19 protein-coding genes and 1 pseudogene are annotated in these 20181 nt (G+C 70.3%); 10 read left to right on the top strand and 10 right to left on the bottom strand.

The features are described 5' to 3' along the window. The first annotated feature begins 16 nt into the window (after window positions 1-16). Window positions 17-1663 carry an acyl-CoA dehydrogenase family protein gene (locus E2651_RS26355; protein WP_135333708.1) on the top strand — a complete coding sequence of 549 codons (1647 nt, stop codon included), beginning with the start codon at window positions 17-19 and terminating at the stop codon, window positions 1661-1663. Window positions 1664-1702: 39 nt separating this feature from the next. Here E2651_RS26355 and E2651_RS26350 read toward each other — a convergent pair whose 3' ends face one another. Genes E2651_RS26350 through E2651_RS26345 form a run of 3 tightly spaced genes read right to left on the bottom strand, consistent with a single transcriptional unit; the run spans window position 1703 to window position 8054 of the window. After that, window positions 1703-2719, bottom strand: coding sequence for a tetratricopeptide repeat protein (locus E2651_RS26350; protein WP_167828897.1), 1017 nt, complete (start codon window positions 2717-2719; stop codon window positions 1703-1705). After that, entirely contained in the window at window positions 2716-7263 is a 4548-nt protein-coding gene (locus E2651_RS44155) for a hypothetical protein (RefSeq protein WP_167828896.1), read from the bottom strand. Before E2651_RS44155 ends, E2651_RS26350 begins: the two co-directional genes overlap by 4 nt. Continuing rightward, window positions 7260-8054: a hypothetical protein gene (locus E2651_RS26345; protein WP_209446243.1), complete on the bottom strand. Its 795-nt coding sequence runs from the start codon at window positions 8052-8054 to the stop codon at window positions 7260-7262. Before E2651_RS26345 ends, E2651_RS44155 begins: the two co-directional genes overlap by 4 nt. A gap of 185 nt (window positions 8055-8239) precedes the next feature. Between E2651_RS26345 and E2651_RS26340 the strand changes: the two genes are divergently transcribed. Beyond that, on the top strand, window positions 8240-8764 hold the full coding sequence (locus E2651_RS26340) for a Pycsar system effector family protein (RefSeq protein ID WP_135333706.1): 525 nt from the start codon (window positions 8240-8242) through the stop codon (window positions 8762-8764). Window positions 8765-8781: 17 nt separating this feature from the next. Here the strand turns inward: E2651_RS26340 and E2651_RS26335 are convergent, their stop codons facing one another. Beyond that, on the bottom strand, window positions 8782-9480 hold the full coding sequence (locus tag E2651_RS26335; protein WP_135333705.1) for a Crp/Fnr family transcriptional regulator: 699 nt from the start codon (window positions 9478-9480) through the stop codon (window positions 8782-8784). A gap of 184 nt (window positions 9481-9664) precedes the next feature. Between E2651_RS26335 and E2651_RS26330 the strand changes: the two genes are divergently transcribed. From E2651_RS26330 to E2651_RS45485, 3 genes and pseudogenes are all read left to right on the top strand, one after another. Then, the gene (locus E2651_RS26330) at window positions 9665-10366 is read left to right on the top strand and encodes a DUF4232 domain-containing protein (RefSeq protein ID WP_135333704.1); all 702 of its coding nucleotides are present in this window, start codon (window positions 9665-9667) and stop codon (window positions 10364-10366) included. A gap of 210 nt (window positions 10367-10576) precedes the next feature. Beyond that, window positions 10577-10942 carry a PH domain-containing protein gene (locus E2651_RS26320; RefSeq protein WP_135333703.1) on the top strand — a complete coding sequence of 122 codons (366 nt, stop codon included), beginning with the start codon at window positions 10577-10579 and terminating at the stop codon, window positions 10940-10942. Window positions 10943-10971: 29 nt separating this feature from the next. Next, window positions 10972-11121: pseudogene (locus tag E2651_RS45485) on the top strand (MarR family transcriptional regulator); the annotation flags it as partial. Window position 11122: 1 nt separating this feature from the next. Here the strand turns inward: E2651_RS45485 and E2651_RS26310 are convergent. Next, entirely contained in the window at window positions 11123-11506 is a 384-nt protein-coding gene (locus tag E2651_RS26310; protein WP_135333701.1) for a nuclear transport factor 2 family protein, read from the bottom strand. Window positions 11507-11700: 194 nt separating this feature from the next. On the opposite strand from E2651_RS26310, the gene E2651_RS26305 reads away from it, so the two are divergent. Then, entirely contained in the window at window positions 11701-12621 is a 921-nt protein-coding gene (locus E2651_RS26305) for an SGNH/GDSL hydrolase family protein (RefSeq protein ID WP_135333700.1), read from the top strand. A gap of 31 nt (window positions 12622-12652) precedes the next feature. On the opposite strand, the gene E2651_RS26300 is transcribed toward E2651_RS26305, so the two are convergent. Together E2651_RS26300 and E2651_RS26295 are read right to left on the bottom strand one after the other, a co-directional pair. Next, window positions 12653-12859: a DUF397 domain-containing protein gene (locus E2651_RS26300; RefSeq protein ID WP_135333699.1), complete on the bottom strand. Its 207-nt coding sequence runs from the start codon at window positions 12857-12859 to the stop codon at window positions 12653-12655. Next, complete coding sequence (locus tag E2651_RS26295) at window positions 12819-13667, bottom strand: helix-turn-helix transcriptional regulator (RefSeq protein ID WP_135333709.1); 849 nt, start codon at window positions 13665-13667, stop codon at window positions 12819-12821. Before E2651_RS26295 ends, E2651_RS26300 begins: the two co-directional genes overlap by 41 nt. 211 nt (window positions 13668-13878) lie before the next feature. Between E2651_RS26295 and E2651_RS26290 the strand changes: the two genes are divergently transcribed. The 3 genes from E2651_RS26290 to E2651_RS26280 all read left to right on the top strand — a co-directional run bounded on the left by E2651_RS26290 (window position 13879) and on the right by E2651_RS26280 (window position 16657). After that, complete coding sequence (locus E2651_RS26290; RefSeq protein WP_348541670.1) at window positions 13879-14181, top strand: ATP-binding protein; 303 nt, start codon at window positions 13879-13881, stop codon at window positions 14179-14181. 104 nt (window positions 14182-14285) lie between these two features. After that, on the top strand, window positions 14286-14813 hold the full coding sequence (locus E2651_RS26285) for a hypothetical protein (RefSeq protein ID WP_245239228.1): 528 nt from the start codon (window positions 14286-14288) through the stop codon (window positions 14811-14813). Further along, window positions 14810-16657 (top strand): alkyl sulfatase dimerization domain-containing protein, encoded by a 1848-nt coding sequence (locus E2651_RS26280; RefSeq protein ID WP_135333697.1) that lies wholly within the window; start codon window positions 14810-14812, stop codon window positions 16655-16657. The genes E2651_RS26285 and E2651_RS26280 overlap by 4 nt, the downstream gene beginning before the upstream one ends. Window positions 16658-16704: 47 nt before the next feature. On the opposite strand, the gene E2651_RS26275 is transcribed toward E2651_RS26280, so the two are convergent. Then, window positions 16705-17619, bottom strand: coding sequence for a LysR family transcriptional regulator (locus E2651_RS26275; RefSeq protein WP_209446242.1), 915 nt, complete (start codon window positions 17617-17619; stop codon window positions 16705-16707). Window positions 17620-17806: 187 nt separating this feature from the next. Between E2651_RS26275 and E2651_RS26270 the strand changes: the two genes are divergently transcribed. Continuing rightward, window positions 17807-19081, top strand: a complete 1275-nt coding sequence (locus E2651_RS26270) for an SGNH/GDSL hydrolase family protein (protein WP_135333695.1) — start codon at window positions 17807-17809, stop codon at window positions 19079-19081. 87 nt (window positions 19082-19168) lie between these two features. Here E2651_RS26270 and E2651_RS26265 read toward each other — a convergent pair whose 3' ends face one another. Further along, on the bottom strand, window positions 19169-19603 hold the full coding sequence (locus tag E2651_RS26265; RefSeq protein ID WP_135333694.1) for a hypothetical protein: 435 nt from the start codon (window positions 19601-19603) through the stop codon (window positions 19169-19171). Window positions 19604-19681: 78 nt separating this feature from the next. Continuing rightward, the gene (locus E2651_RS26260; protein ID WP_135333693.1) at window positions 19682-20128 is read right to left on the bottom strand and encodes an SH3 domain-containing protein; all 447 of its coding nucleotides are present in this window, start codon (window positions 20126-20128) and stop codon (window positions 19682-19684) included. Window positions 20129-20181: the final 53 nt, after the last annotated feature.

The following is a 20181-nucleotide window of genomic DNA, read 5'->3' as shown; positions in this document are numbered from 1 at the left end:
CCCTGGAGGAGTTCCCATGCCCGCGACCAGTCACCCCACCGCCGTGACCCACGAAGTCACCAACCAGGCACCCCCGTTGACCGGTCACGACGCCGCCGACGACCCGGTGCTTCTCGAGGGCGTCCGCAGGGAAGGCGCCGAGTGGCACCTCGACGAGCTGCACCGCTTCGGGCGCCTCGTCGGGAGCGAGGAGGCGCGCACCTGGGCGGACCAGGCCAACCGCCACGAGCCCGAGCTGCGTACGCATGACCGTTACGGCAACCGGATGGACGAGGTCGACTTCCATCCCGCGTACCACTCGCTGATGGAGGCCACGGTCGGCGCGGGCGCCGCCGGTGCCGCCTGGGCCGACGAGCGTCCCGGCGCGCATGTGGCACGCGCCGCGACCTTCATGGTGGCGACCATGATGGAGCAGGGCCACATGTGCCCGGTCTCCATGACGTACGCCGTCGTCCCCGCTCTGCGGCGCGCTCCCGACCTCGCGAAGACGTACGAGCCCCTGCTCACCAGCAAGGTCTACGACCCCGGTCTGCGCACCCCCGCCGACAAGCGCGGGCTGCTCGCCGGGATGGGCATGACGGAGAAGCAGGGCGGCACCGACGTCCGCGCCAACACCACAGCCGCCGTCGAACAGGCCGACGGCACCTGGCGGTTGCGCGGACACAAGTGGTTCACCAGCGCGCCGATGAACGACCTGTTCCTCGTCCTCGCGCAGGCACCCGGCGGGCTTTCCTGCTTCCTGGTCCCGCGCGTCCTGCCCGACGGCAGCCGCAACACCTTTCGCATCCAGCGGCTCAAGGACAAGCTCGGCAACCGCTCCAACGCCTCCAGCGAACCCGAGTTCGACGACACGGTGGCGTGGCTCGTCGGCGACGAGGGCAAGGGCGTACGCACCATCATCGACATGGTGACGATGACGCGCCTGGACTGCGTGCTCGGCTCCGCGGGACACATCCGCGAGGCCCTGGCGCAGGCCGCCCACCACACCCGGCACCGCTCGGTGTTCGGCGCCAAGCTCATCGACCAGCCGCTGATGCGCAATGTGCTCGCCGACCTCGGCCTGGAGTCGGAAGCCGCCACCACGCTCGGCCTGCGCCTCGCCGGTGCCGCCGACCGGGCCCAGCGCGGGGACACCGGAGAGCGCGCGTTCCTGCGCCTTGCCACCGCCGTCTCCAAGTACTGGGTGTGCAAGCGGCAGCCCGCCTTCGTCGCCGAAACCCTGGAATGCCTCGGCGGCAATGGATATGACGAGGCATCAGGCATGCCGCGCCTCTACCGCGAGGCCCCGCTCAACGGCATCTGGGAGGGCTCGGGCAACGTCAACGCCCTCGACATGCTGCGGGCGTTGGCGCGCGAACCCGAGTCCCTCGAGGCCTTCCGTACGGAGATCGAGGCCGCCGCCGGGGCTGATCGCCGACTGGACACCGCTTGGCGCGAGCTCAGCGACCAGCTGGTCCTGACCGAGGACGCCCCTCTGCGCGCCCGCCGCGTCATCGAGCGGGCCGCGCTGGTCCTCCAGGGCTCACTCCTCGTACGCCACGCACCGGCCGCCGTCGCGGACGCGTTCTGCGCCTCACGCCTCGCCGGTGACCAGGGCCTCGCCTTCGGAACGCTGCCGCCCGGCACGGACTTCCCTGCGCTGCTCGAGCGGCTTCCCGCCTGACGGGCGGCGGTGTGGGCGGGCGGGCGAGCACCGGAGGGGTCAGAAGTTCGGGATACCCCCGTTGACCTCGTCGGCCTCCTCGTCCCGCCCCAGCGCCCTCAGGTTCGCCTCCAGACGGCCGCGCGTGCGCTTGGTGGCCGAGTGGTCCTTTCCGGCCGCGCTCTCGAATTTCGGCAGCAGGGCCGCGTTGATGGCGCGTGCCGCGTCGTGGTCGCCGAGTCTGTCGAGGGTGTTGGCGACGTTGGCCTCGGCGCCCAGCGTCAGCAGGGAGTTCTCGCCCGATGTCCGTCGGCGCCGCTGGTGGATGTCGCGGTAGCGGGCCAGCGCCTTCCGGAGTTGCCCGAGCCGGGACAGGCTGCTCGCGAGGTTGCCGCCGGCCAGGATCGTCGTCTCGTCGTCCTTGCCGAGGCGTCGCTCACATCTGCGTACGGTGTCGTCGTTCAGCCGGAACGCCGCACGGTCGTCGCCCAGTTGGGTCATGCACGCGCCCAGGTTGCAGGCCGCCAGGAGGGTGGTGGGATCGTCGTCGCCGAAGGCCCTCGACCGCAGGAGCAGCACCCTCTCGAAGAGGGGCCGGGCCTTCTCCGCGTCGCCCCTCGCGAACAGGCACGCGGCCAGTCGTTCCAAGGCCCTGAGTGTGTCGTGGTGCGACTCTCCGATGCGTGCTTCCCAGTCGCGGTGGACGAGCTCCGCCAGGAGGACGCCGGGCGCCGCGCCGTCGGCTTCGTAGAGGTAGCAGAGGACCCGGATCAGCAACGCGCGGAAGTGGTCGGGCTCGCTGCTCGGGACGCCGGCCTCGCGCAGGTAGCCGATGAGTGTCTGTACGTCCTTCGTGAGCAGTGCGTACGAGCTCCAGGTGCGCGGATCCTGCGCGTCGAGGGGCGGGAGCGCCGCTAGCCGGTCCCGGGCCGCGCGGCACACGGCTTCCAGTTCGGCGGGACCGTCGGCCCGGCTCTCGCGGAACAGGCCGATGACGTCCGTATGCGCCTGCCGCACCGCGGGGTCGACGGGGTGCGGCACGTCGACGGGCTGCGGCAGGTCGACGAGATCCTTCATGACGTCCGCCTCCCGTCCGCGAGGCCGGTGGCGGCGAGTCGCGCGAGCCGTACACCGTCCACGACTTCGGGTGCCGTGCCCTGGGGCGAGGTGCAGGCGAGCCCGCGGGCGATGGCCGCGCCGAGGGTCGCGCCCGCGTCGGCGCCCCATGCGTCGAGCAGGGCGTCCGGCACATGTTCGAGCAGCGCCATGGCGAAGGACCAGTTCGTCGAGGTGACTTCGTAGAACTTGCGCAGCGCGACCGCCGGGGCGCGCTCAAGCAGGGCGGGGAACAGACGGGCGGTGGCATCGCGGGGGATCCATGTCTCGCCCGGCCAGGCGAACTCGCAGCGTTCGGCCTCACGCAACAGGCCGACGGGATCGACCAGTTCACCGATGACGGGCGAGGCCACCAGGGCGGCGAGCGCGTCCAGGCCGATCGCGGAACCGTCCCCGGCCTTCGCGACGACCTCGGCGGCCAGCTCACCCAGTTCCTGCCGGTTCTCCGGCCTGGCTTCCGCACCGAACGCGAGCAGTTCGGCCGCCGCGGGCAGCGGCCCGGAGTCCAGCATCCCCCGCAGCCGCCGTGCGAACGCCGGGCTGAGGGGCGCTCCGGGAGCGGGCGTCACGAGGTCGATCGCGGCGGCGTAGATCGGATCGTCGATGCGCACGGTCGCCGGGCGGAAGCCGTGCCCCGGCACCTCGCGGGCCACCCGGTGCTCGTGGTGCGCGGCCGCGGCCGCCGCGCTCTTGGCCATCTCGTCGGTCTGGTTCAGTTCTCGCGCGGGTCTGAGGTTCTGGAGATGGAAATCGCCGAAGATCTGATGAGGGCGCCGCCCGTCGATCACGTCGACGGCATACACCTCGGAGGCCCACGCGCGCAGGGAGTGCTGATGGGCGATGGACAGGTACGACAGCTCCTCGACGGCCAGCATGTCCGACTCCCGGCATCCCAGGGCGCGCACCGCGAGCTCGAAGCGGACACGGTGGTCGGGACGCGCGTACGCCCATGCCTTCTTGTCCGCGTCCTCCCCGCCGGGAACGGTCCACCGGTAGCGCGGCAGTTCGCTGAGCGCGCGATCGATCTCCTTGGAGAACGCCTCCGCCTCGGGCCCGTGGTGGGACGCGCTGCCGGGACCGTGCGCGGCCCGGTGCAGGTCGGCGAAGCCGATGGCCCGCTCTCCGGGGTCGGCGATCGCGTGGACGAGGGCGCCCGCCCGGGAGAGGTCCCGCTGTGCGAGCCGCACCGCGAGGCGGCGTACCGCTCTGGCCGTGCTGCTGTACGAGCCGATCTCGACGGCGCGTACGACGTCGGCCGGATCGCGGTAGAAGTGCGCTCGCGCGCGAGCGGCCCAGTCATGGCTCAGGTTGAACAGGGCCGTGAAGCCGTGGATGTTCACCCGCTCCAGGTCGTGCCGGGGAGCCGGCTCGAGCGACTCGGGCGATGTACTCACGAAGGTCGCACCGTCACCGCCGCCCCCGCCGAGCGGTACGGGCCGCTCCCCGCTGCGCAGCATCTCCTCCAGGAGCGCGGCGGCCAGGCCGGTCTCGCCACGGGCGACGTGGAGGTGGGCGATGCCCGCGAGGACCGAGTACCGGTCGCGTCCGAAGACCTCCCGCTGCTCCGGGCTCGCGGTCTCTTCCATGGCGTCGCCACGCCATGGCCAGTCGTCGTACCAGGCGGTCCGGGCCATCTCCCGTGCCATCTGCGCCGCCCGGCCCAGATCGTGCCCGGCCATGCGCCGTGCCACGCCGGCCAGGTCGTCGTCGCGCTCGCGGCTGCGCCATCCGTACGCCCGTGGGTCGGCGGGCGGCGCCGGGATGGCGGCATGCACGCGCTCGACGACCCGCAGTTCCTCCGCAGGGTCCGACTGCCCGAGGGCTCTCATGACGTCGATCTGCACCCAGTCGCCGGTGGCCCACGCGCGGTACCGGTCGACGAGAGCGTGCGCCCGCTCGGGGTACCCCCAACGGGTCCACAGCCCGGCACCGTCGAGGACGGCGCGGCTCACATGGCCGTTGACCTCGAACGTGTCCAGACGCGCGAGCAGAAAGCGTGCGGTGGACCGGTCCACCTCCCCCAACACCCCTGCGGCCTCGACCAGTTGACCGGCGAACCGATACCAGTCCTCCTCTCCGGCTTCGAAGACCTGCGCGCGCACCTCGGCCAGGAACCACCGGCCGGTGTCCTGATCGTGGGTCCACCACACCGCGGCCAGTCTCGCCAGGGCCAGGACGCGGTTCGCCGCGCCCACGCCCTGCAACGACGCCTCGGCCGCGCGCAGCAGCTTGAGAGCCGTCGCGGGGTGGCCGGCGCGCTCAGCGAGGTCCAGATAGTCAGCCCAGCGCTCACCGCCGATGCGGCCGATGAGAGTGCGGGCCCTGTCCATGTCCTGCCCGGCGCCCTGCCCGGCGCCCTGCTCGGCGCCCTGCTCGGCGGCGGCGAACGCGGCGGCGCGGTACACGGCGTCCGGCGTCGGCGCGCTGCCGGACGCCGACGGCGACATCTCCTGTCCGTACCGCCACAGCCGCAGGGCGCGTTCGAGGTCGTGCGGCGCGAGCAGCCGTGCGGCCACCCCGATCCCGGTCCGCGCGTCGAAGTCGCGGCGGTCGCCGGTGCCGCTCAGCGGGATCGTCAGCGCGCACTCGACAAGCAGGTCGAGCAGTTCGTCGGGCGAGGGGTCGTCGGGTCCGGGACGCGCGTACCGCAGGATCTCCGCGAAGGCCGTGAACTGCCACAGCGACGGCGCGATCCCGGCCGCGTGCTCGAGCGCCTCCTTGAGGCGTCCTGTCCGCGCGAGCAGGCCGATCACGCGTGGCGGCAGCGCGTTGCTGGACTGCGCGGCCTGATGACGTACGACACCGAGATACGTCAGGACGGACAACCCGGTGCCGACGGAACCGCTGTCCGCGTTGTCCACGCTGTCCGCTACGTGGTGGGCGATTCCGTCCACCAGCTCCAGAAACCTGGCCTCAGCCCCGAACTCGGTCCGCACGGCCCGCCGCAGACCGGGGCAGACGAGGTCGACGGCCTCGGCGGAGACGCGCGGACCCGCGTTCAGTACGTGGGCGACGAGGTGGGCGAGCCCATAGCGATCCACCCGCCCCCACTCCACGTCCGCCCAGTTCGGCGCGGTGCCGCGATAGTGCCGTGCGATCTGTTCATGCCACCGGGTCTCGTCGACCCAGCACTCCGGGTGCTTCTCGCGGGCTTCCTGTCCTACGAGGAATTCACTGATCGAGGTGTGGAAGAAGGCGATCCGGTCGCTTCGGCGGTCGAGCAGCCAGCGCAGACTTCCGAGGACCTGCTGGGCGGGCGCCTCCCGTACGGGCGTACCGGACAGGGCGGCGAGCTGCCCCTCAGTCAGCGCCTCGCGCGCCACGGTCAGCACACCGATGATCGGCAGCCCGACGCCTTCCCAACCGGCCGGCTCGCCCGCTCTCCCTCTCGGCCGGGGCGTGAGCTCCTCGCGGACCAGCTCCACGAAGAAACCGTAGAGGCCGGTCAGCCGACCCGGTACGCCGTTGAAGACAAGCAGCCGGTCGACCAACTCCTCTTCCCGCCCGGCGGCGGCGTCGTTCAACGCCCGTGCGTACGTGGCCAGATACAGGAAATTCCCGGCGGCCCTGCGCACGGCGTACCGCTTCGTACTGCCGGGGAGGTTGCCTCTGGTCCGCTCAGCGGCAAGGACGGCGTCCGTCTCCAGAACGCGGTCCGCGTACGCATGGAGGTCCCCCACGACCTGGGGCGATCCGGCGTCGATGACGACTTCCGTGAGCCGCTCCTCGCGGGCCGAGCGGAAAAGGCGGAGCCCGGAGTGCGGCCGCGACGTCATGACGACTCGTACGTTGGCGGGCAGTTCGGGAGAACGGGCCAGCCAGCGCAGCAGCCCCTTCCGGGGCTCTGTCGTGTCGTCGTCGGCGATCTCGTCGAGCGCGTCGAGCAGGATGACGATCCTGGCGTCGGGGTCCAGCTCGGCGAGGACCTGTGCGGGCCCGATCAGTGCGAGGTGCGCGAGGTTGTCGGGGTCGAGGAGCCGGGGCTCCAGATGAGCCGTGCCGATCTCGACGCCGACGGCCGTGCCGGCGACGTCTCCGATCCGCTGTTCCACCTCCAGGGTGGCGGTGCGGTGGAACGGGGACACCTTCAGGTCCTCGATCCTGATCCCGACCACGCGGCCGTCGGCCTCGACGGAGTCGATGTGCTGCTGGACCACCACCGCGAGGCGCTCCGGCTCGAAGAGCTTCGGATGCACGCGGGCGAGCTGATGCCCGATGGACAGCAGGAAGGACTGCACGTCCCCGCCGGTGAGCGCGGTGCGGCTGTCCCGGCGGAAGAAGTAGCGCAGCCGGTCGGGGCGGGCCCGCGCCATACCGGCGAGGAGGCTGGTCTTGCCCGCTCCCGGCTCACCCGTCACCAGGACGTACTGGCCCCGTTCCGACTCCAGGGCCCGCTCGATCTCGTCGTACAGCCACCGGCGCTCGACGAAGTCCGCCTCCGTGCGGGCCCGGACCACGTCATCGAAGGCGCGGCCGCCCGTCCGGGCTGCCCGGTCGGCGGTCACTTCTCGCCTCCGGAGGTGCGGATGTCCACGCCGACGACGGTTCCACCGGCCTCTACGCGGCCGATCTCGGCGGTGCTTTCGATGCTGCCGCCGGCCTGGTCGGTGCGGACACCGGCGGCGTAGCCCGCTACTTGGTCGGCGATGAGCTTGACGCGGACGTCGGGATCAGCGGTTTCGGCGGCCGGCGCGGTCGCCTGCCGTAAGACACCCCCGCCACCCGGAACCCAGATCCAGGCCTCCCCCCGGTACTCCTTCTCCTCCACCCGCACCTGCCGGAACTCGTCCTCGCGCAGGCTGGTGTACGCCTCTCCCCGTACGACGTCGTCGAAGACGACCGCCGAGAGCCCGACGGCCAGGCAGGCGTCCGAAGCCTCCGCCAGGGCGGAGCGCAGGGCCCGGGAGTCGAGGATGCGTCCGATCTCCACCGGAGCCGAGCCGACGAATCCGTTGGCGCCCAGCGAGGCCGGTCCGAAGTGCACGGCCGCCCGCAGCCGGAGCCATGCCTCCCGCACACGGTTGTGGTTGAAGGCCCGCAGCCCGGCGTCCAGGCCGCGCATGAACGCGTCGACCAGGACGGGCTCGGCGGCGTCCGCGTCCGCGGGCAGGACCGCGAACAGCGAGTCCCCGCCCTCCTGCGTCATCCAGCGCGCACGGTCGAGCCCCGCGGCGTCGGCCGCCTCGCCCGACAGCCGCGCGATGGCCTCCTGGAACTCGCGCTGCGTCAGCACATCGGCGCGGCCGTAACCCTCCGCGTCGACCGCCAGCAGCAGTCTGCGCCCGAACTCTCCCATGCCGCCCCGCCCATCCTGACCGTTCCTTGCCATGACACCTCTCGGGTTACACACATTCGTACACCCGCGCCCCGCAGTGAACCCTGTGGAAATACGGATTGCGGAAACCACAGAAGTGACTGGTTCTGTAAGGGAGTTCGCGTCCTACTGGATGGAGCACACCTTCACCGACCGGAGGAACGTCCATGGCACCGACCGGGCAGGTCATCACCGGCAACCGCCCCGCCCAGTACATGTTCACCGCACTGCAGACGACCCATCAGCACGCGGACGCCAAGGCCGGGATCCTGTCGGCGGCGCAGGCGGGTCTTGCCGTCACGGCGGGATCGTGGAGCGGCCGAGCGGTGCGGATCTGGGAACAGGGCGGTGTGGCCGCGGCGGTGGCGGGGACGCTTCTCGTGCTCTTCGTCTGCGGCCTGATCGGCGGCGCGGTGAGCCTGGCGGCGGCGTTGAGCCCGCGGCTTCTCCGGGGCACGGACGCCAACCGCTACAGCTTCGTGCATCTGGCCTCGGGCCCCGACATCCTGCCCACCGCCGAGGGCGCGCGCCCTGACGAGGCCGCGGATCGCCGGGAGTTGTCGCACACCGTGCGGTTTCTCGCCCATGTCGCCGTACGCAAGTACCGCTGGCTGACGGCGGCCGTGGTGTGCACGGCAGTCATGGGCGTGAGCGCGGGCCTGAGCGTGACATTGCAGCCGGCGCTGCTGTGACACCGGCGGTGGCCGGGCTACGGCAATTCACCCGACAGATCCCCGAGTTGCCGCAGACTCGGCAGGTCCCGAATGACGGTGGACCGGTAGCCGGTCTCCAACAGACCCTCGTCGCGCAGTTCGCGCAGCACCTTGTGGATGGTCGTCTCGGCGGCGCCGACCAGCGTGGCCAGCTCCGGCTGCGTCAGCCGGCAGCCGATGACGACTCCCCCGCTGCGGGAGGTTCCGTAGGACGCGGCGAACTCCACCAGCAGCCGGGCAAGGCGCACCTTTGCCGGATAGCCGCGGAAGTCGAGGCGCCGCCGGTTCGCCCAGCGCAGCCGGTCGGCGACGATGCCGGTCAGCGTGAGGGAAACTTCGGGGCGGCGCAGCTGCAGCTCCCGGAATGCGCCGGTCTGGAACACCCGGGCGGTCACCGGACCGCAGGCGGTGACGGTGGCCGAGCGGGGGCCGCCGCTCATGGCCGCCATCTCGCCGACCGTGTCTCCGGCGGCCCTGACGGCGAGGAGCGAGGTCTCACCGTTCTCGACGCTTGCGGTGACTTTGACGAAGCCTGACAACAACAGCAGTACGTGCCGGTCGTCCATGCCCTCGCGCAGCAGGACGTCCCCCGCTTCGAACCGGACTTCGGTACCCAGGCCGAGCAGTTCCTGCCGCGCCGCCGGTGACAGCATCCCCAGCAGACTGCGGGCGGGCCACTCCTCGGCCTTGGACATGGGCCAAAGGTAGTTCACGCACCACCGATGAGGGCGAGGACCCGTTGGATCGCCGCGACCCGCAGCGGAACGTTAGTGGGACGTCAGTCCGGCGTGAGTGGAACGGCAGCGGGCGAGGCCACAGTGGTTCCACCGCGGGAACACCGCGGAGATCCAGACCACGACCGCACGGGGGAACCTCAGCATGCGTACCAACCGAATCCGCGCCACCGTCCTCGCCGCAGCCACCGCCGCCCTCGCCCTGTCCCTCACCGCCTGCGGCAGCGGCGACAGTGACAGTGACAGTGACAGCGGCGCCAAGGCCGACCGTGGCACCGGCAAGAGCGTCGACGCCACCGTCGACGCGTCGAAGGGCTCCGAGGAGTCCGGGACGGACGAGACGTCCAAGCCCTCCGGTGGCACCGTGCAGGCCGACTCCGCCCAGGGCTCGGGAGCCGACACGAGCAACAACACCAACGCCCAGCCCTGCAAGGGCGACGAGATGTCGTACTCCGTCCTGCACCGCTTCCCCGCCGAACAGGGCGAGCACCTCCTCATCGCCGCGGTGAACGCCGACACCAAGCCCTGCTGGGTCACCTCGTACCCCTCCGTCATGCTCGGCGACACGACGAACGTCCTGCCCCACACGTCGAAGGACGCCCCCGGCGGCGGCACCAAGATCACGATCAAGCCCGGCGGCAAGGTGTACTCCGCCGTCGCCCTCTTCACCGACGGCGACAAGACCAACACCTCCTCGTCGCTGTCCCTCGCCCTGCGCGACCAGACCGGCGACACCGGTCCGGGCTACAGCAGCGAGGCCTTCGACGGGAAGGGCGCGCCCTCCGAGTTCACCTGGGACACCGCCGAGGTCACCAACTGGAACACCACCAAGCCGTACGACTTCTGAGCAAGGACGTGACACCGGGGACGTGACAGGGGTTCACGCCTCCCTCTCCCCCTGCGAGCCGTGGGCGCGGACCCTCGTGACGGCGTCCAGGTCGAGGACGTCCACGAGGATCTCCTCTCCGGGGCCCGCCTTCTGGCGGACGATGCCCAGTTACAGTCGGATGATCCCGCTGAACCTGATCCGGCGGGGCCAACCACATGGGGGAACTTCATGGCACTGTTCGGGAACGCGCACACCATCAATCCGGGCAAGGCGCAGCAGGACTACGCGCGGTTGCTCGGGCACGGCGAGCAGGTGCAGGCCGCGTACCTGCTGATCCGCGACACCATGCTCTTCACCGACCGGCGGCTCGTCCTCGTCGACAAGCAGGGGATAACCGGCAAGAAGATCGAGTACCACTCCGTGCCGTACCGCAGCATCACGCACTTCGCCGTGGAGACGGCCGGGCACTTCGACCTCGACGCCGAGCTGAAGATCTGGATCTCCGGGACGCACGAGCCGATCCAGAAGACGTTCACGAAGGGCGTCGACATCTACGAGGTGCAGGCGATCCTCACGCAGTACGTGGCACGCTAGTTCGCAGTACGAATCTCACCCTCCCGCCCTGCCGTATTCTGAGGCAGCCGCTCGGGATGAGCGAGCTCGGCACGATGCTCGGGCTCGCCAAGTCCAGCCTCACCGGTCTGGTGGACCGCACCGCCCAGCACGGCCTCGTCCGGCGCGAGCCGGATCCCAGGGACGGGCGGGCGGTCCGGTTCAGGCCGTGGGCAGACGGTCCAGGAACCCATGCACGGTGCGGATGCGGCCGTCGTCGGCGAGCGCGATGACGTCGAACCCGGCGACAGGGGCGGACCCGTCCGCCACCGACACCAGCTCCCACCCGAAGCGCGCGATGTGGTGATGGCCGTCGACGGCACCCGTCTGCCGGAACTCGAAGCCAGGGAACTGCTCATGAGCCCCGGCGATGACGGCAGCAACGGCCGCGTGCCCGGAGACGTCGGCCAGCGGGTCGGTGTAACTCCCGTCCTCGGTCCAGGCGGCGGCCACGGCCTTGGCGATGTCCTCGGCGCTCTCGGCGTTCCAGGCCTCGAAGTAGCGGGCGACGGCGGTCTCGTACGCGGCGGTGTCGTGTGCGGTCATGGAAATCAGCCTCCTGCGAGTGAGTAGCCAACCGGCGTGGTGTGGCGATGAGTTGAGCTTGCCGGGCCGCCGGGCGGGGGTCGATTACGTCCGGGGTAATGCGGATCCTGCGGACGCTGCCGGGTGTCTTCTCACGCGCCCGTGACTGTGCTTGCCTGGGGGACCCTTTCGGTCGCTGGGGCAGGAGTTGACGTATGCGCAAGCGGTGGATCGGTGGGGTCCTTGCCGGCGTGCTCCTCCTCGGGGCGTGCGGTGACCCCGGCCCCGAGGACTCCTCGGCCGATGCCGTACCCAAGGCCCCTTCGTCGACGACCCGGCAGCGTGCCGCTGAGCAGCCCCGGACGCCGTCCCGGACGCCCGGAACGAAGAAGCCGGCCGCTCCGAAAGCCCCGAAGGTGCTGTACCTCGGGGACTCCCTGGCCATGGAGAACCAGAACGTCCTAGGAAGCCTCCTACGTGACCAACTGGGCGCCCGCTATCGCAGCGCGCCCTACTCCGGCACCACCCTCTGCGACTACCTGGACGGCACGGGCAAGGACTCCCTCGTCCCGGACAAGCACAAGGCGGCCGCCCTTGTGCGGGCGGAGCGGCCGGATGTCGTGGTGCTCCAGTTCTGGGGCAATGCGTGGGGCTATACGCCGTGCATGGACGGCATCACGTACGACAAACAACGCGAGAAGTACTTCGACCGGTACGCCGCTGACGCGAAGGCGCTGGTCTCTCAGATCGACGCGGCGGCGGGGGCGGACGGGCCCCGAGTGGTGTGGGTGCTGCAGGGCCCCGACCCGATCACGCCGGAGCGCGTGCGGCGCGTGAACGGTATCTACGAGGCGCGGTCCAAGGCCTCGGGCGGTCGCGTCGCCGACGCGGGCGGCACGGTCGCCCCGGCGTCGGACCGTTACGCCTGGGCGGAGAAGCTGCCGTGTACGGCGTACGAGCGGGAGCATCCTGCGTACTGCACGGAGTCCGGCCGCACGGCCCTGCACCGGGGCGACGACTACTTGCACTTCTGCCTGGCACCGACGACGGCCAAGTCCCGCCCCTGTCCGACACGTTCACCCGGCATCCGCAGGATGGCGTCGGAGATTACCCGGGTCGTGGCCGAGGCGTCCTGATGCCTTTGCCGGGCCTGGGTTTTGCTTGGCGTTAGCCCAGAGCTCCCGTGGCCGCCGCCTCCACGAAGCTGGCGAAGGTGCCTTCCGCGATGGTGAAGGCGGGGCCTTCAGGGTTCTTGCTGTCGCGGACGGCAACCGTTCCCTCACGGGGCGCGATTTCGATGCAGTCGCCGCCCGTATTGCCGCTATACGTCGACTTACGCCACCGCGCGTTGGTCAGGTCCTGACTGGTCCCCATAACGTTCCTCCATCACGCGGTTGATCAGCCCCGCAGAGTCCTCCGCCGAGAGGGCGGCGGCCTGCAAGTTAGCGTAACGTCGGGCGGCTTCGCGGACAGTTTCCGGGTTGGCTGTCATGTGACCAGAGATCATGTCTTCCGTGTAGACGAGTTCGGGGTCATCATCGAACCGAAGCAAGTTGAACGAGCCGACCAGGCTGGCGTGTTCACCGGCGGAGTAGGGCAGCACCTGAATGCTCACCCAGCGTCGGTCTGCGAAGTCCAACAGGTGGCCCAGTTGGTTTCGCATGACTTTCCAACCACCGATCGGGCGGTGCAGCACAGCCTCGTCGAGAATCACCAACGCCAGCGGTGGTCGTGCACGTTCCAGAATCCGCTGGCGCTCTATCCTCGCGGCGACCAGCTCGTCGAGCCTGCGCGGCATGCCAGTAGCCAGCACAGCTCGCGCGTACTCCTCGGTCTGAAGAAGCCCGTACACCAACTGGGCCTGATACGTGGAGATATACGTAGCCCGCGCCTCCATCTCCGCGTACGCCTGGAACCAAGTCGGCAACTGGCTCTTCAACACCAGCCCCACCAACCGCGAAAACACCCCATCCGTCCCCAGCGCCGCATCCGCCCGCTCAGAGAAATCCCTCGTCGGCACCTTCTTCGCCGTCTCGATCTGGCCGATCAAGGACGCCGTACAGAAGATGCAGCTCCCCAACTGGCCCTGCTTAAGGCCCGCGGCCTCGCGCAGGCGGCGTAGTTCCGAGCCGTAGTAGTCCAGCGGGGACGCGCTGGGGTCCAGATCGCGGATGTTGACCATACGAGGGGCACCCCCAAAACCAACGCCCTGCGGCGTGCGGTTCATGTCGTAGCCCAGCGTAATCGGGCAACTCCACGCTGGCGACATGAACCACGTAACTCCCCCTCCACCCCTGCCCATTCGCGGCACGTACCGCATGAGCCTCACTCTCGGTGAGCACTCCGCACGGCATCTGCGGTTCATCCTCCGGGCCTATCTGGGGAGTTGGGGCATGACAGAGATCAGGGACGCCGCCGAGCTGGCACTGACCGAGCTCGTCGCCAACGTCGTACGGCATGTGCCCGACCGCCACTGCGAACTCCTCATCCTGCGCCGCCCGCAGGGCCTCCGCGTCGAGGTGTCCGACCGGTGTCCGCGCCTGCCCACGCAGGGCGACGGCGGGGAACTGGCCGAATCCGGGCGGGGATTGCTCATCGTCGCGGCGGTCACCGACCGTTCCGGCTACCTCGCGGACGCGGACGGCAGCGGCAAGACCGCCTGGTTCGAGTGCGACGCCAAGGGCCAGTCATCGTGAGCGTGACCGTCACTCGAACGGGCCCGGTCCGGTCGCGGTCCCGGCGCGACCGGCCCAGGCTCGGACACACCTATACAGATATACAGACAGAAAGAGGGGCGGCCATGAGCAGCGCGTCCAGCAATCCCCCATCCGGAGGCGGCGCGCCCCGCCAAGGTGCCGCCGAGAACGCCTGGGCATCCGGCGGCACCATGTTCGCCGGTGTCCTGATGCTCGTGAACGGCATCCTCGGCATCCTCGTAGGCATCGCCGCCGTCGCGAAGGACGACGTGTACGAGCGCATCGGGGACTACGTCTACAAGTTCAACCTCACCACGTGGGGCTGGATCCACATCGTCCTCGGCATCCTGGTGGTCCTCGTCGGTTACGGGATCCTGAAGGGCACCTCCTGGGGCAAGGCGTGCGGTGTCGCGCTGGCCACGGTCTCCGTGCTCGTGCAGTTCATGTGGCTGCCGTACCAGCCCTTGTGGGCGCTGATCTCGATTGCGATCGGCCTCTTCGTCATCTGGGCGCTGTGCACGGATCGATCGGATCGATCGGATCGATCGGATCGCGACGACACGGCAGCAGCCGACCCGAAGCCGTCTGAGGGCAGGGGCACTTGGGGCAACCCGGGCGACTCCGCACCATGAGCGCCGGCGCCGGCGACCCCGCGAGCGACCTCCCCTTCGACGACACCACCGACTTCGAGAGCGCCGACCGAGGTTTCCTCGGCGCGCTCGTACCGGCCGTGGTCAGGGCCGACGACGGGCGGGTCGTCTGGGACAACGACGCGTACCGGTTCCTCCGGGGCCGCTGCCCCGACACCGCCCATCCCAGCCTGTGGCGGCAGGCCCAGCTCTGCGCCCGGCAGGGTCTGTACGAGGTCACCGAGGGCATCTATCAGGTGCGCGGGCTCGACCTGTCGAACATGACCCTCGTCGAGGGCGATCGCGGCGTCATCGTCATCGACCCGCTGATCTCCGCCGAGTGCGCGGCCGCCGCCCTCGCGCTCTACCGCGAGCACCGTGGGGACCGTCGGGTGACCGGCCTCATCTACACGCACTCGCACGCCGACCACTTCGGCGGCTCGCGCGGCGTCCTGCCGCGCGGCAGCGGCGACGGCGTACCGATCCTGGCGCCCCGCGGCTTCCTGGAGCACGCGGTCAGCGAGAACGTCTACGCGGGCCCGGCCATGACGCGGCGCGCGAGCTTCATGTACGGCGACCGGCTCCCGAAGTCGCCCGACGGGCAGATCAGCGCGGGCCTCGGCATGACGATGTCGACCGGCACCGTCACCCTCGTACCGCCCACCGTGGACGTCACCCGCACCGGGCAGGAGGAGGTGGTCGACGGCGTACGCATCGTCTTCCAGCTCACGCCGGGCACCGAGGCCCCGGCCGAGATGAACTTCTCCTTCCCCGACAAGCGCGCCCTGTGCCTGGCCGAGAACGCCACGCACAACATGCACAACATCCTGACCCTGCGCGGCGCGGTCGTGCGCGACGCCCGCGTCTGGTCCCGCTATCTCGACGAGGCCATCGGGTTCTTCGACGAGACGTACGACGTCGCCTTCGCCTCGCACCACTGGCCGACGTGGGGCCGGCAGAACGTGGTGCGGTTCATCGCCGAGCAGCGCGACCTGTACGCCTACCTGCACGACCAGACGCTGCGGATGATCAACCAGGGCCTCACGGGTCCCGAGATCGCCGAGGAGATGCGGCTGCCGCCCGCCCTGGAGCGGGCCTGGCACGCGCGCGGCTACTACGGCTCGGTCAGCCACAACGTGAAGGCGATCTACCAGCGCTATCTGGGGTGGTTCGACGGCAACGTCGCCCACCTCTGGGAGCACCCGCCGGCCGAACTGGCCGGGCGGTATGTGGAGTTGGCGGGCGGGGCGGAGGAGGCGCTCGCCAAGGCGCGGGCGTACGTCGATGCCGGTGATCTGCGGTTCGCGGCCACGCTGCTCAATCACATCGTCTTCGCCGACGCCGGGAACACGGCCGCGCGCGAGACCCTGGCGGGCGTCTACGACCGGCTCGGGCGCGGTGCCGAGAACGGTCCCTGGCGCAACTTCTATCTGACGTCCGCCCTCGAACTGCGCCAGGGCGCCGGGTCCGCCCAGATCGACATGACCAACCCCGAGATGGCGATGGCGCTCACCACCGAGCAGCTCATCGACTCGATCGCGGTCACCATCGACGGGCCGCGCGCCTGGGACGACAGCTTCACGATCGACCTCGTCCTCACCGACGAACAGCACCGCCACCGGCTGACCCTGCACAATGGCGCGCTCACCCACCGCGACACCCCGTTCGGCGAGTTCCCGCACGCGTCCGCCGGATTGACGCTCACTCTCACCAAGTTCCAACTCCTGGACGTACTCGCGGGGAAGGGGCTGGACAGGGTCATGACGGAGGGCGACCCGGAGCTGTTGGCCCGCCTCTTCTCCTATGTGACGAAGCCGGACACGTCCTTTGGTGTGGTCACTCCCTGACGCGCTCGAGCCCGCGTTCACATAGGGAATCTTCGGTGCGATTACGGCTAAAACGGGGCCGGGCCGCCGTTCGCCGTGACCGTGTCGCTGACTGCCTCGATGAACGTGTCTATGTGCGGATTGGAGCCTGGTGCCGCTGTGCGCCAGATCAGTGCGACGTCCGCCGAGGGGACGTCGTTCAGCGGTACGAAGGTGATGTCCGGCCGCGCGTAGTACTTCTCCACGGACGCCACCACCGGCGAGATCCCCTGCCCCGTGGCGACCAGCGTCAGCATCTCCTGGAAGCCCGCGACGGAGCGGCCTCGGCGGATCGGGCGGCCGCTGGGCGTGCGCGGCGGGACGTGGAAGTCCCACCAGTAGGCGGGGGCGCCGTTGACCACGCCGAAGAAGGTCTCGTCCGCGAGCTCCTCCAGGGAGACGCTCGTCCGCCCGGCGAGGCGGTGGCCGAGCGGCAGGGCCAGCGCGCGGGGTTCGTTGATGACGACGGGGCCGACGGTCAGGTCCGGCTCCTCCACGGGCAGGCAGGTGAACAGGACGTCGACCGCGCCGGTACGCAGCGGGCCCAGCGGGTCCTCGAACTGGCTCTCCCGCATGCGCACCTCGCAGCGCGGGCGGCGCTCGCGGAACGTCTCCAGGATCGCGCTCGTCAGCGTGCCCGCGCCGGAGCCGAGGAAGCCGATGGTCAGCTCGCCGTCGACGCCGCGCGCGACGCCCTTGGCGCGGGCGAGCGCGGCCTCCATCTCGTTGTGCAGCGGCGCGAGATCGTCGTACAGCTGACGGCCGAGGGGAGACATCCGCACCCTGCGGCTGGTGCGCTCGAAGAGCGGGGCGCCGATCTTGCGCTCGATGCGCTTCACGGTCTGGCTGACGCGGGCCTGGGAGAGGAGGAGGCGCTCGGCGGTGCGGCCGAAGTGCAGCTCTTCGGCGAGCGTGAGAAAGGTTTCGAGCTCCTGCCGCTCCACGTTCCCCCCAGGTGAATCACTTCTGAACCGCTGCCTGAATTGCTTCTGACCTGCATCGATAAGCCTGACCGAGGTAATCGTTTCATGGATCGCCGTTGATCGGGGGGTGCGGTGGGCGGATCTTTGAGGAGTCCGGTCCTCGGACATCGATTGTCCTTCGTTCTTCCTCAACTCCCCGGAGATTTCCATGCTTTCGCGTACCCGTACGTCCGCCGTCGCCGCCACCGCCGCCCTCGCCCTCACCGCGGGCCTCGCCGTCACCGGCGCGCAGGCCTCCGACCGCCAAGAACCCCGCAAGGAGGCCGCCTGGACCGCCGCGTGGGCCGCGTCCCCGCAGCGCGCGAGCACCGGCTTCAAGCCGAACTGGTCGGAGGACGGCTTCTCCGGCCAGACCCTGCGGCAGGTCGTCCGCGTCACCGAGGGCGGCGACAGAGCGCGCATCCGGCTCTCCAACACGTACGGCACGTCCCCGCTGCACATCGCGGGCGCGACCATCGCCCGTACGAAGAAGGGGGCCGCGGTCGAGGCGGGCACGGTGCGGCGCCTCACCTTCGAGGGGAGGCGGTCGGTGTCGATCCCGGCGCACAGCCAACTCTCCAGCGACAAGGCCGGGTTGGGCCTGAAGCCCTTCGACTCGGTGACCGTCACGCTCCACCTGGCCCGGACGACAGGTCCGGCCACCTTCCACGCGCAGTCGTTCGCGACGAGTTACCGGGCGGAGGGTGAGCACACCGGGGACACGGGGGCGTCGGCGTTCGACGCGTCGACGGAGTCCTGGTACTTCCTGTCCGGGGTGGATGTGGGCAGCGACAAGCCCCGTCGGCGCGGGGACGGCATCGTCCTGTTCGGCGACTCCATCACCGACGGCTTCGCCTCCTCCACCGACCGCAACCGGCGCTGGTCCGACGCGCTGGCCGACCGCCTCGCCGATGAGGGCACGCCGCGGCCCGTCCTCAACGCTGGCATCGGCGGCAATCTGGTCCTCAACGACTCGGCCTGGTACGGCGAGCGGGGGACCGCCCGCATCGGGCGGGACGCCCTTGACCTGCCGGGGGTGGGCACCGTGATCGTCCTGGCGGGCGTCAACGACATCGGCTTCAGCGAGAGCGACACACCTACGTACAAGCCCGCGCCGAAGGTCAGCGCGGCCGAGCTGATCGCGGGCCACCGGGAGCTGATCCGCGCGGCGCACGCGAAGGGGGTCAAGGCGGTGGGGGCGACACTGCTGCCGCTGGGGGGATCCGATCACTATGGGGAGCGGGCGGCCGCGGTGAGTGAGGAGTTCAACGCCTGGGTGCGGAGTTCGGGGGAGTACGACGCGTACGTCGACTTCGACAAGGCGCTTGCCGATCCGGCGGACGGTGAGCGGATCGCCCCCGAGTACGACAGCGGCGACCACCTGCACCCGAATGACGCGGGGTACCGGGCGATGGCTCGGGCGGTGGACCTGGCGGTGCTGTAGGGGCGGTCGGGTGCTGTAGGGGCGGTCGGGCGGAACCCTGCGGGGCGTTCCCAGCCCCGCAGGGTTTGCTCTTACCTCCGGCCCCGCTCAGTCCGTCTCGCGCGTGTAGTAGCGGTAGAACATCGCCGCGAACACCGCCGCCGCGATGCCGAGCGCCATCATCGTGGAGCGCAGGACGGACGGGCCCGGCGTCCCCTGGCTGTACAGGTAACCGAACGTCACGCCGGCGAAGGTCGCCCACGCCGTCGCGCGCAGTTCGCGCGGCAGGCGGGGCGCCATCGCGTATACGCCCATGAAGAGGGCGGCGAAGACGACACCGGTGACGATGCCCAGCCAGGCGTTGCCGTCCGCGACCGAACCGGCGTCCCGCTGGACCACCACGATGCCGTACAGAAAGCCCATGACCACCGCCGAGCCCCCGGCCCAGGTCGTGCCGGACCCGGCCAGCAGACGCGGTGCGGATGAAGTGGGTGAGGTGGGTGAGGTGGGTGAGGTGGGTGAGGTCGGTGCCGCATGTGCCATGACGGGTCCTCCAGATCCAGACTCTTTCGTCCCAGTACCAGGGCACACCCACACCCGCCGAGAGGCAACTCGGCGGCATCAGTGGTAGCGGTTGCAGCCGGCCGGACACGGGTCACAGCACGGCTTGGCCTGCGGGCACGGATCCTGTGGCGGCACCGCACAGCTCGGCACATGCCGCCCGCCCACGTCGATGTACGCCGCACTCGCCCAGCCCTGCGCCCCGCCGAGCCAGTACCAGTGCGGATTGCCGAAGACGCTCGTACCCCGTGTCTGGCACTCGACCCGGTCCTGGCTGCCCGACGAAAGACGGTCGACGATCCTGGCGCCGGTGGACGGCGCGTCGCGCACCTTCAGGTCGCCGGGCGAGACGATCGTCCCCCAGATCACGTCGTGGTTGTGGGCGGGCGGCCCGGCGGCGGATGCCGGAGACGCACCCGCGAGGGACAGCGCGCCCGCCGTCAGGAGCGCGGCGGCAAGGGTTCCCAGAGCGGCCGGAGTGGTTCTCAGGGCCGGAGTGGTCCGCATGATCGACCTCCTCGTTTCCCCCGCTCCCCCTCCGCTCCTCCTCTCCCTCCTCC

Source organism: Streptomyces sp. MZ04, assembly GCF_004684775.1.
Classification (GTDB): domain Bacteria; phylum Actinomycetota; class Actinomycetes; order Streptomycetales; family Streptomycetaceae; genus Streptomyces.
Note: the sequence above shows the minus strand (reverse complement) of the source record. Positions and strands in the feature narration are given on the sequence as shown.